This window comes from Klebsiella sp. H-Nf2 (genome assembly GCF_002806645.1).
GTDB lineage: Bacteria > Pseudomonadota > Gammaproteobacteria > Enterobacterales > Enterobacteriaceae > Klebsiella > Klebsiella variicola.
This window is the reverse complement of the sequence record NZ_PIBL01000017.1, coordinates 23,538-35,794: the sequence shown is the minus strand read 5'-3', so window position 1 is coordinate 35,794 and position 12,257 is coordinate 23,538. Positions and strand designations below refer to the sequence as shown.

General features: G+C 54.2%; 10 protein-coding genes. All 10 read right to left on the bottom strand.

All coding sequences use genetic code 11. The features are described from left to right. Nucleotides 1-476: 476 nt before the first annotated feature. Entirely contained in the window at nt 477-1,202 is a 726-nt protein-coding gene (gene phoU / locus CWM58_RS25650; RefSeq protein ID WP_004145007.1) for a phosphate signaling complex protein PhoU, read from the bottom strand. Between the two features lie 50 nt (nt 1,203-1,252). Then, the gene (pstB, locus tag CWM58_RS25645; protein ID WP_004145006.1) at nt 1,253-2,026 is read right to left on the bottom strand and encodes a phosphate ABC transporter ATP-binding protein PstB; all 774 of its coding nucleotides are present in this window, start codon (nt 2,024-2,026) and stop codon (nt 1,253-1,255) included. A gap of 47 nt (nt 2,027-2,073) precedes the next feature. Further along, complete coding sequence (gene pstA / locus CWM58_RS25640) at nt 2,074-2,964, bottom strand: phosphate ABC transporter permease PstA (RefSeq protein ID WP_061156294.1); 891 nt, start codon at nt 2,962-2,964, stop codon at nt 2,074-2,076. Then, on the bottom strand, nt 2,964-3,923 hold the full coding sequence (pstC, locus tag CWM58_RS25635) for a phosphate ABC transporter permease PstC (RefSeq protein WP_061156293.1): 960 nt from the start codon (nt 3,921-3,923) through the stop codon (nt 2,964-2,966). The genes pstA and pstC overlap by 1 nt, the downstream gene beginning before the upstream one ends. A gap of 128 nt (nt 3,924-4,051) precedes the next feature. Further along, nucleotides 4,052-5,092, bottom strand: coding sequence for a phosphate ABC transporter substrate-binding protein PstS (pstS, locus tag CWM58_RS25630; protein ID WP_061156292.1), 1,041 nt, complete (start codon nt 5,090-5,092; stop codon nt 4,052-4,054). Between the two features lie 336 nt (nt 5,093-5,428). Then, complete coding sequence (gene glmS / locus CWM58_RS25625) at nt 5,429-7,258, bottom strand: glutamine--fructose-6-phosphate transaminase (isomerizing) (protein ID WP_100682103.1); 1,830 nt, start codon at nt 7,256-7,258, stop codon at nt 5,429-5,431. Nucleotides 7,259-7,441: 183 nt separating this feature from the next. Next, nucleotides 7,442-8,812 carry a bifunctional UDP-N-acetylglucosamine diphosphorylase/glucosamine-1-phosphate N-acetyltransferase GlmU gene (gene glmU, locus CWM58_RS25620; RefSeq protein ID WP_100682102.1) on the bottom strand — a complete coding sequence of 457 codons (1,371 nt, stop codon included), beginning with the start codon at nt 8,810-8,812 and terminating at the stop codon, nt 7,442-7,444. A gap of 694 nt (nt 8,813-9,506) precedes the next feature. Continuing rightward, nucleotides 9,507-9,926, bottom strand: coding sequence for a F0F1 ATP synthase subunit epsilon (locus tag CWM58_RS25605; protein WP_008806724.1), 420 nt, complete (start codon nt 9,924-9,926; stop codon nt 9,507-9,509). 20 nt (nt 9,927-9,946) lie between these two features. Further along, nucleotides 9,947-11,329, bottom strand: coding sequence for a F0F1 ATP synthase subunit beta (gene atpD / locus CWM58_RS25600; protein ID WP_008806723.1), 1,383 nt, complete (start codon nt 11,327-11,329; stop codon nt 9,947-9,949). A gap of 26 nt (nt 11,330-11,355) precedes the next feature. Further along, nucleotides 11,356-12,219, bottom strand: coding sequence for a F0F1 ATP synthase subunit gamma (gene atpG / locus CWM58_RS25595; protein ID WP_008806722.1), 864 nt, complete (start codon nt 12,217-12,219; stop codon nt 11,356-11,358). Nucleotides 12,220-12,257 lie beyond the last annotated feature (38 nt).

The window sequence follows — 12,257 nt, the reverse complement described above, 5'->3', positions numbered from 1 at the left end:
TTCCCTTATATAAGTATTGGCGTAAATAAAACACGACAGCAACAAGCATCCCGCGCAGGTTCGAATAGCCGTATCCATACCGTTTGAGGTCGCGGCGGCTGTTATTTTTGCGGTTAGACAAAAGCAAAAAAAAACCTGAAGAAGACGATCTGCCTTAACAGATAATCCTCTTCAGGTTTTGCCCGCGCATCGCGGTAGCAACCCTCATTCAGCCATTATTGGCCCGCATAAAACAAAAAACCTGATATCGCCGCTGTGGGGCAATATCAGGTTTTGCCTGCTGTCGCAGTGACAATCCGGTTAAACCACCCTGAGCGTTTAAGCTCAGGAGTGGGCGTTGATTGTTACGCGATAAAATGAATAACTCAAACGGGCAGATTGTTAATTGTGACGATAATCTCAGCAATCTCGCTGCCACGAGATAAATCATATCTAATTCTGATAAAGCCATTTACCAGAATTAGACAGAATGATTATTACTCTTTCGGATCTTTGCCGGCGAGCAGTTTATCCAGCTCATCGCCGCCAACGTGACGGAAATCCTGACCTTTGACGAAGTAGAAAATATATTCGCAGATATTCTGGCAGCGGTCGCCAATACGCTCGATGGAGCGCGCGCAGAACAGCGCGGTCAGGACGCTGGGGATAGTGCGCGAGTCTTCCATCATGTAAGTCATCAGCTGGCGCACAATGCCTTCATACTCCTGGTCGACTTTCTTATCTTCGCGATAGATACGTACCGCTTCGTCGAGATCCATACGCGCAAACGCATCCAGTACGTCATGCAGCATCTGCACCGTGTGACGGCCCAGCGATTCGAGGCTCACCAGCAGCGGCTGGTGCTGCTGGGAAAACTTCTCCAGCGCGGTGCGGCAGATTTTATCCGCCACGTCGCCGATGCGTTCCAGCTCAGCGATAGTCTTGATGATCGCCATCACCAGACGCAGGTCGCTGGCGGTCGGCTGGCGCTTGGCGATGATGCGCACGCAGGCCTCGTCGATCGCCACTTCCATCATGTTGACCTGCTTGTCGCCGTCGATGACGCGTTTCGCCAGATCGCTGTCCTGGTTATGCATGGCGGTGATCGCATCAGAAAGCTGTTGCTCCACCAGCCCACCCATGGTCATCACCTGGGTGCGGATATACTCCAGTTCAGCGTTGAACTGGCCGGAAATATGTTTGTTAAGATTTAGGTTGTCCATGGTGTCTCCTGATTGCCCAACTGGTGAGAGCCTGAAAGCACAAGGGCAAATCAACCGTAGCGGCCAGTAATATAATCTTCAGTTTGTTTCTTTGCGGGCTTGGTGAACAGGTCGTCCGTGTTGCTGAACTCAATCAGCTCGCCAAGATACATAAATGCCGTATGGTCGGAGCAACGCGCAGCCTGCTGCATGTTGTGAGTCACGATAACGACGGTGTAGTCCTGTTTCAGCTCGGTGATCAGCTCTTCGATACGCCCGGTGGAGATCGGGTCCAGCGCGGAGCACGGCTCATCAAGCAGCAGGACTTCCGGACGGATCGCGATACCGCGCGCGATGCACAGGCGCTGTTGCTGGCCGCCGGAGAGAGAATACCCGCTCTGGTGCAGTTTATCTTTGGTTTCGTTCCATAATGCGGCTTTGGTCAGCGCCCACTGCACGCGCTCGTCCATATCGGCACGGGACAGCTTTTCAAACAGGCGCACGCCGAAGGCGATATTGTCATAAATGGACATCGGAAACGGCGTCGGTTTCTGGAATACCATGCCAACCTTGGCGCGCAGCAGGGCGATATCCTGGGTGTTGGTCAGAATATTATCGCCATCCAGCAGGATCTCGCCTTCCGCGCGCTGCTCCGGATACAGTTCAAACATTTTGTTGAACGTGCGCAGCAGGGTGGATTTACCGCAGCCTGACGGACCGATAAACGCCGTCACCTGGTTTTTGGTGATATCCAGGTTGATGTTCTTCAGGGCATGGAATTTACCGTAGTAGAAGTTCAGGTTACGAACTGAAATCTTACCCGGAGCTGTATTCACCATACTCATCTCAATCTCTTCCTCATTCAGCGCAGCAGCCGCTGCGCCGCAAAAAATTAACCGTGTTTCTTCTTGGCGAAGATAACGCGCGCCAGGATGTTCAGCAGCAAGACGCACAGGGTGATAATCAATACCCCGGCCCATGCCAGTTGCTGCCACTCCGCAAACGGACTCATGGCAAATTTGAAAATGGTCACCGGCAGGTTGGCAATCGGCTGCATCATGTCGGTGCTCCAGAACTGGTTGGAGAGCGCGGTGAACAGCAGGGGAGCCGTTTCCCCGGCAATACGAGCGATTGCTAGCAGGATCCCGGTCATAATCCCCGAGACGGACGCTTTCAGGGTAATCGCCGAGATCATCTTCCACTTCGGCGTCCCCAGCGCATAGGCCGCTTCACGCAGGCTATCCGGCACCAGCTTCAGCATATTTTCGGTGGTACGAATAACGATAGGCACCTGCAGCAGCGCCAGTGCGATAACGCCCGCCCAGCCCGAGAAGTGTTGCATCTGCGCCACCACGATGGTGTAGACGAACAGGCCGACCACGATAGACGGCGCGGAAAGCAGAATATCGTTGATAAAACGAATGATTTCCGCCAGTACCGACTTGCGGCCGTACTCCGCCAGATAGATACCCGCCATGATCCCCAAAGGCGTACCAAAGACGGTCGCCCACAGGATCAGCAGGCCGCTGCCGGCGAGGGCGTTGGCCAGGCCACCGCCTGCCGTGTTCGGCGGCGGCGTCATTTCGGTGAACAGCGCCAGACTCATGCCATCGAAACCGCGGGTTATCGTCGCCATCAGGATCCAGATAAGCCAGAACAAACCAAACGCCATGGTCGCTATGGACAGCGCCAGAGCGATACGGTTCTTCATGCGGCGTTTGGCCTGCATCTTGCGACGGGACTCGGCCAGCTCGGTAGTGGTTTGCAATTCAATGGTCGCCATTAGCGTGCCCCCTCATTCTTCGCGAGGCGCATAATCATGAACTTAGACGCGGCCAGAACGATAAAGGTGATAACGAACAGGATCAGACCCAGCTCCATCAGCGCCGCCACGTGCAGTCCGGTTTCCGCTTCGGCGAACTCATTAGCCAGCGCGGAGGTAATGCTGTTCCCTGGCATATACAACGAGATGCTGTCGAGCTGGTAGGTGTTGCCGATGATAAAAGTGACCGCCATGGTTTCACCCAGCGCGCGGCCCAGACCGAGCATCACCCCGCCAATCACCCCATTCTTGGTGAACGGTAAGACAATGCGCCAGATAACTTCCCAGGTGGTACAGCCGATGCCATAGGCCGACTCTTTCATCATCACCGGCGTCTGTTCGAAAACATCGCGCATGACCGCGGCGATATAAGGGATGATCATGATGGCCAGAATGATGCCAGCGGCCAGGATGCCGATACCAAACGCCGGACCGGCAAACAGCGCACCGACGAACGGGATCGTTGACAGGACGTTGCCGACCGGCTCCTGGAAGTAAGTCGCAAACAGCGGGGCGAAAATAAACAGGCCCCACATGCCGTATACGATACTCGGGATTGCCGCCAGCAGCTCAATAGCAATACCCAGCGGGCGCTTGAGCCAGGCCGGGGACAGTTCGGTCAGAAACAGCGCGATGCCAAAACTCACCGGGACGGCAATCAGCAGCGCGATAAAGGAGGTGACCAGGGTTCCGTAAATCGGTACCAGCGCGCCGAAGATTTCGTTTGGCGCATCCCACTCCTTGGTCCACAAAAAGGCAAAGCCAAACTTTTGAATGCTCGGCCAGGAAGAGATGATCAGGGAAACGATGATGCCGCCCAGCATCAATAGCACAATCAGCGCAGCCAGTTTTACCAGCGCACTGAAAATCATGTCACCCTTTTTCCCCGGAGGGGTAAATGCAGGCTTGGTTGCAGCCATAGATTACTCTTTACGTATTAAAACTTGTTCGAATAAATGCCCGGTGGCGTTCGCTCCCGGGCCTACAGTCTGAACCGTAGGGCGGGCAGCGCCTGAACGCCCCCGCCATCTTCGTCAAAAATCTACTGTTAGTACAGCGCTTTACCGCTGCTGTCTTTGACGTTGGTTTTCCATGCTGCACGAACCTGCTCTACCACGCTTTCCGGCAGCGTCGCATAATCCAGTGCATTTGCTTCTTTCGCGCCGTTTTTATACGCCCAGTCGAAGAACTTCAACACTTCAGCGGTCTGTTCCGGCTTGTTGGTCGCCTTATGCACCAGGATGAAGGTGGTTGAGGTGATCGGCCATGCATTTTCGCCTTTCTGGTTGGTCAGGTCCTGTGCGAAGGACTTGCTCCAGTCAACGCCTTTCGCGGCGTTAGCGAAGTTATCTTCAGTCGGGCTAACCGGCTTGCCACCAGCGGACACCAGCTTGGTATACGCGAGGTTGTTTTGTTTGGCGTAAGCGTATTCGACGTAACCAATAGAGCCCGGCAGACGCTGAACAAAGGCGGCGATACCGTCGTTACCTTTGCCGCCCAGTCCGGTTGGCCAGTTTACGGTAGAACCTGCACCGATTTTCGATTTCCACTCTTCATTCACTTTGGACAGGTAGCTGGTGAAGACGAAGGAGGTACCGGAACCATCAGCGCGGCGAACCACGGCAATGTTCTGTGAAGGCAGCTTCAGGCCCGGGTTGAGTTTAGCGATCGCTTCGTCATCCCATTTTTTAATTTTACCCAGGTAGATATCACCGAGGGTTTTGCCATCCAGCACCAGTTCGCCGGATTTCACGCCAGGCAGGTTAACCGCCAGCACCACGCCGCCAATTACGGTGGGGAACTGGAACAGCCCTTCCTGAGTCAGTTTGTCATCAGCCAGCGGAGCATCAGAAGCACCGAAATCAACGGTGTTAGCAATAATCTGCTTAACGCCACCAGAGGAACCAATGCCCTGGTAGTTCACTTTATTGCCCGTTTCTTTCTGATAGGTGTCAGCCCATTTGGCATACACCGGCGCAGGGAAAGTTGCGCCTGCGCCAGTCAGGCTTGCTGCTGCGAAGGCAGAGAAAGCGCTCATCGATAAGGTCGCGGCGACAACTGTTGCGACGGTGGTACGCATAACGTTCATAATGTCTCCTGCTGGGATTCGTAAATCATTGTTTCGAGGCTATGGTGAGCAAAATAGGTCAAAGAGGTGACAGTAAAATGTACGAATTATGACAGTTTTATGACAGGTCGAAAGAAGGGATTTTACAGCAAATAATAGTCATATAACTCAGATGGTTATCTGTAATCATGACCGTGCAATGACAGAATAATTTTCTTTTTATGACAGTAAAATCGAACCGCAAAACGATCGTTTGTCATCTACCGCCAGCCAAAATATTTCGCGCAAGTTCGGTGATGAACAGCAGGTGAAAATAAAAAGGGCTGCCGCCGGCAGCCCTTTGCAAGATATGATGCTTTACTCCACAGTCACCGATTTCGCCAGGTTACGCGGCTGGTCAACGTCTGTGCCTTTAATCAGCGCGACATGATAAGCCAGTAACTGCAGCGGTACCGTATAGAAGATAGGGGCGATCATCTCTTCGACATGCGGCATCTCAATGATGTGCATGTTATCGCTACCGTTGAAGCCGGCGTCACCGTCGGCGAAGACGTACAGCTCGCCGCCGCGGGCACGAACCTCTTCGATGTTGGATTTCAGTTTTTCCAGCAGCTCGTTGTTCGGCGCCACCACAATCACCGGCATTTCCGCATCAATCAGCGCCAGCGGGCCATGTTTCAGCTCACCTGCCGCATAGGCTTCCGCGTGAATGTAGGAGATCTCTTTCAGCTTCAGCGCCCCTTCCATGGCGATCGGGTACTGATCGCCGCGGCCGAGAAACAGCGCATGGTGCTTATCAGAGAAACGCTCTGCCAGCTGTTCAATACGCTTGTCCTGGGAGAGCATCTGCTCGATACGGTTCGGCAGCGCCTGCAGACCGTGCACGATATCGTGCTCAATCGCCGCATCCTGACCTTTCAGACGCGCCAGTTTCGCCACCAGCATCAACAGCACGGTCAGCTGAGTGGTAAAAGCTTTAGTTGAGGCCACGCCGATTTCAGTACCGGCTTTGGTCATCAGCGCCAGATCGGACTCACGCACCAGTGACGAGCCCGCCACGTTACAGATAGCCAATGAACCAAGATAGCCCAGCTCTTTCGACAGACGCAGCGCCGCCAGGGTATCGGCGGTTTCACCCGACTGAGAGAGGGTGATCATCAGACTGTTGCGACGCACCGCGGACTTGCGATAGCGGAATTCCGAGGCGATTTCCACATCGCACGGGACGCCAGCTAATGCTTCGAACCAGTAGCGGGAGACCATTCCGGAGTTATAGGAAGTCCCGCAGGCAACTATCTGAATATGTTCAACCTGAGCCAGCATTTCATTGGCATTCGGCCCCAGCTCGCTGAGATCCACTTCGCCATGGCTGATGCGCCCGGTCAGGGTGTTCTTAATCGCGTTCGGCTGCTCGTAAATCTCTTTCTGCATATAGTGGCGGTAGATACCTTTATCGCCAGCGTCATATTGCAGATTAGATTCAATCTCCTGGCGTTTCACTTCCGCGCCGGATTTATCGAAAATCACCACCGAGCGGCGAGTGACTTCGGCAATATCACCCTCTTCGAGGAAGATAAAGCGGCGGGTCACTGGCAGCAATGCCAGCTGGTCGGAAGCGATAAAGTTTTCGCCCATTCCCAGGCCAATCACCAGCGGGCTACCGGAGCGGGCCGCCAGCAGGGTTCCCGGGTCACGGGTATCCATGATCACCGTACCGTAGGCGCCGCGCAGCTGCGGAATAGCGCGCAGCACGGCTTCACGCAAGGTACCACCTTGTTCCAGCTCCCAGTGCACCAGATGGGCGATAACTTCGGTATCGGTCTCGGTGACGAAGACATAGCCGCGAGACTGCAGCAGGGCACGCAGCGGCTCATGGTTCTCAATGATCCCGTTATGGACCACCACAATGTGTTCAGAAACATGCGGATGCGCATTGCTCTCAGACGGTTCACCGTGCGTCGCCCAGCGAGTATGGGCGATCCCGGTACCACCATGTAACGGTTGCTCTTCTACCGCCTGAGCCAGCATCTGAACTTTACCCAGGCGACGCACGCGGGTCATATGACCTTCGCTGTCGACCACCGCCAGACCGGCAGAGTCATACCCACGGTATTCCAGACGACGTAAACCTTCGAGAAGGATTTCAGCAATATCACGCTGCGCGACTGCGCCAACAATTCCACACATAGTTAAATTTCCTGATAATGGCGATATGCCATGCGTTGTCGCTGACCTGTATTTGCCCGTTTTCCGGGCGCCCCGAGCCTTGTAGAGAGTGGGGTTATTGTTATGGTACTGCCTGCGGACGGGGGTCTATATTGACCCTCTCATCCTGGTTCGCCGGGCATATTTCCCCGGCGACAATCCAAATTATTTCTTCTTCACCGGACGCTGCCAGCCCTGCTTGTGGACCTGCGGTACGCGGCTCAACACCAGTTCGTTATCGGCGATATTGCGCGTGACGGTGGTCCCGGCGGCGATAGTAACACCGTTGCCTACCGTGACGGGCGCCACCAGCTGGGTATCCGAGCCGACAAAGACATCATCGCCAATAATCGTTTTGTGTTTATTCGCGCCATCGTAGTTGCAGGTGATGGTGCCGGCGCCGATATTGACGTTATCACCGATCTCCGCATCGCCCAGATAGGTCAGATGACCCGCCTTGGAGCCTTTCCCGAGACGCGCTTTTTTCATTTCCACGAAGTTGCCAACGTGGGCGCCTTCCAGCAATTCGGCGCCCGGACGCAGACGGGCAAATGGGCCGATGGTGCAGGCAGCCTGCAGCAGGGCATCTTCCACCACGCTATAGGGGCTGATTTCGCAGTCATCGCCGATGGTGCTGTTTTTAATCACGCAGCCGGCGCCGATTTTCACACGATCGCCCAGCACCACATTGCCTTCCAGAATAACGTTAGTATCGATTTCCACATCGCGCCCGTGCTGCAGCGTACCGCGCAGATCGAAACGCGCCGGATCGCGCAGCATCACGCCTGCCAGCAGTAATTTTTCTGCCTGCTCAGCCTGGTAAACGCGCTCCAGGCGCGCAAGCTGCAGGCGATTGTTGACGCCTTCGACTTCGCTCAGGCGCTGCGGATGCACCGCGACGATCTCGTGTCCTTCCTGATACGCCATGGCGATGATATCGGTGATGTAGTATTCGCCCTGAGCGTTGTTATTGGTGAGCTTCGCCAGCCAGCGCTTGAGGTCTGCTCCGCCGGCGATCAGGATCCCGGTGTTGATTTCCTGGATCTGGCGCTGGGCCTCGCTGGCATCTTTGTGCTCAACGATGCCCGTCACCTGGTCATTTTCACGGGTAATGCGGCCGTAGCCCGTTGGGTCATCCAGCTTCACCGTCAGCAGACCAATGCCACCCAGTGGTTTCGCGGCGCGCAGGCGCTGTAGCGTCTCAACCGAGATCAGCGGCACGTCGCCATAGAGCATCAGAATGTCTTCATCATCATTGAAGAAGGGTGCCGCCTGCTGCATAGCGTGTCCGGTTCCGAGCTGCTCAGCCTGCAGCACCCAGTTCAGGTTGTCTTCATGGAGGGTCTGACGCAGCAGATCGCCACCGTGACCGTACACCAGATGCACCGCACATGCGCCTAAATCGTTAGCGGCATCAATGACATGCTGCACCATTGGCTTCCCGGCCAGAGTATGCAGCACCTTAGGAAGATCGGAATACATGCGGGTCCCTTTGCCTGCGGCAAGGATAACCACGCTCATCGCACTATTTGACATACTCATCCTGACGGTAGTTAGAACGGAAAGTAAAAGCCTTTCACGTTGAAATTTCTACATATTTTTCATCATAAAACGAGACGTGGAGAAAACGCCCAGGCTCGCGGTTATACACCATTTTATGACGCTATTTTTAACCACTGCAAATCAGTTTAACGCTGAAAAAGGGGGGTGGGGAGGGTAATTATTGACTATCTCACTGCTTTTGCTGTTTTTTCGCCACCTGAATAAAGCGGCAGAGCGCGGCCCTATTGGCGGAGATTAACAGGAGATGAGCCGACTGAGAGTAAATCAGCCGCAGGCAGGGGAGAGCTGAAGTGATTGGTGGCATCAATAAAATACAAAAGGCCACCGTCAGGTGACCTTCATTTACCGGTTGCACATCGCCAGTGTTGTCGTTTTGATGGGCGATACGTCGTGCAAGCCGGGGAATAGCGCGTGGCTTAGAAGCTCAGTACGCTGAATTTGGCGATGATTTTATGGAACAGTTTCATGATGATTTCCTGACGCAGGTGCAGTTTGATAACGCTCTTTTATGTGACATACATCACAAAAATAGAGTCTACGCCTCATCATTTAACTAATCAATAACAATTAAGGGTGGATCCTGTTTTCACTTTATCCGCTCGCCAGCCGCTGGCCATAAAAAAAGCCAGCCTGGAAACCAGACTGGCTTTTTACGTTCAAGCCGGTGTTACATCGCTTTTTTGGTCAACTCGATAACGCGCAGTTTAGCGATCGCTTTGGCCAGTTCCGCAGACGCCTGAGCGTAATCCACATCGCCATGGGAGCTCTTAATGTGCTCTTCGGCTTTGCGTTTCGCTTCCAGCGCTCGCGCTTCGTCGAGGTCCTGACCGCGAATTGCGGTATCCGCCAGAACGGTCACGCTGCCAGGCTGCACTTCAAGAATGCCGCCAGACAGATAGATAAACTCTTCATGACCGTGCTGTTTAACGATGCGAATCATACCAGGCTTAATGGCGGTGAGCAGCGGCGCGTGTCCCGGGTAAATACCCAGTTCACCTTCGCTACCCGTTACCTGGATTTTTTCGACCAGACCAGAGAACATTTGTAACTCTGCGCTGACGACGTCCAGGTGGTAAGTCATTGCCATATCACCCTCCGATTAAGGCGTTAAAGTTTTTTGGCTTTTTCCACGGCTTCGTCGATGGAACCGACCATGTAGAACGCCTGCTCTGGCAGGTGATCGTATTCGCCTTCCATGATGCCTTTAAAGCCACGGATAGTGTCTTTCAGCGCCACGTATTTGCCCGGAGAACCGGTAAAGACTTCTGCTACGAAGAACGGCTGGGACAGGAAGCGCTGGATCTTACGTGCGCGAGCTACCACCAGTTTGTCTTCTTCAGACAGTTCGTCCATACCGAGGATGGCGATGATATCTTTCAGTTCCTGATAACGCTGCAGGATGGACTGAACGCCACGCGCGGTGTCGTAGTGTTCCTGACCAACAACCAGCGGATCCAGCTGACGGCTGGTGGAGTCCAGCGGGTCAACGGCCGGGTAGATACCCAGGGAAGCGATCTGACGGCTCAGTACTACGGTTGCATCTAAGTGAGCAAAGGTAGTGGCTGGGGATGGGTCAGTTAAGTCATCCGCCGGTACGTATACCGCCTGTACGGAGGTGATAGAACCGGTTTTGGTGGAGGTGATACGTTCCTGCAGAACGCCCATCTCTTCCGCCAGAGTCGGCTGATAACCTACCGCTGAAGGCATACGACCCAGCAGTGCAGATACTTCAGTACCGGCCAGGGTGTAACGATAGATGTTATCGACGAACAGCAGAACGTCACGACCTTCGTCACGGAATTTCTCAGCCATGGTCAGGCCGGTCAGCGCAACGCGCAGACGGTTTCCCGGCGGCTCGTTCATCTGGCCGTACACCAGGGATACTTTATCGATAACGTTGGAGTCGGTCATTTCGTGGTAGAAGTCGTTACCCTCACGAGTACGCTCACCGACGCCCGCAAACACAGAGTAACCGGAGTGCTCGATCGCGATGTTACGGATCAGCTCCATCATGTTTACAGTTTTACCTACACCCGCACCACCGAACAGACCAACTTTACCGCCCTTCGCGAACGGACACATCAGGTCGATAACTTTGATACCGGTTTCCAGCAGTTCCTGAGAGCTGGACAGCTCTTCATAGGAAGGTGCTGCGCGGTGGATAGCCCAACGCTCTTCTTCACCGATGTCGCCTTTCATGTCGACCGGCTGACCCAGTACGTTCATGATACGACCCAGTGTTGCTTTACCTACCGGGACTTCGATTGGGTGCTCGAGGTCTTTTACTTCCAGACCGCGGCGAAGACCATCGGAAGAACCCATGGCGATGGTACGAACGATACCGCCGCCGAGCTGCTGCTGAACTTCCAGCACCAGAACTTCTTTACCATTCTGCACCTCAAGAGCTTCGTACACGCGCGGTACGGCATCCTGAGGGAATTCGACGTCAACTACGGCGCCGATTACCTGGACAATTTTTCCAGTAGCCATCTTGAATCCTCTACGAATTAACCTGGTTATACCGCGGATGCACCACCGACGATCTCGGTGAGTTCCTGAGTAATGCTGGCCTGTCGAGCTTTGTTGTATACCAACTGCAGCTCTTTAATCAGGCTGCCGCCATTGTCGGTCGCGGCTTTCATCGCCACCATACGTGCGGCCTGCTCGCTGGCCAGGTTTTCTACCACGCCCTGATAGACCTGAGATTCGACATAACGACGCAGGAGGGTATCCAGCAGCGCCTTCGGATCAGGTTCGTACAGGTAATCCCAGGATTTACGTTTCAGATCAGCGTCTTCTGATGCCGGTAACGGCAGCAGCTGAGTGATCGTCGGAACCTGAGACATGGTGTTAATAAATTTGTTGCTGACAACGTACAGCTTGTCCAGACGGCCTTCATCATAGGCCTGCAACATCACTTTTACCGGGCCGATCAGTTCGGACAGGGAGGGGTTATCCCCCATACCAGTCACCTGTGCAACCACGTTACCGCCAACGGCGTTAAAGAAAGAGACGCCTTTAGAGCCGATCATTGCGAGGTCGCACTGAACGCCTTTATCGGACCATGCTTTCATTTCCGCCAGCAGTTTCTTGAACAGGTTAATGTTCAAGCCGCCGCACAGACCACGGTCGGTCGACACCACCAGGTAGCCCACGCGCTTAACGTCGCGTTCTTCCAGGTAAGGGTGCTTATATTCCAGATTACCGTTCGCAAGGTGACCAATCACTTTGCGCATAGTATCTGCGTAAGGACGGCTGGCCGCCATGCGCTCCTGCGATTTACGCATTTTGGAAGCGGCGACCATCTCCATCGCTTTAGTGATCTTTTGCGTGTTCTGGACGCTTGCGATCTTACTACGTATCTCTTTTGCGCCGGCCATGAGCTTCTCCTCAATGCCTTGCGGCCTGCCCTAAGACA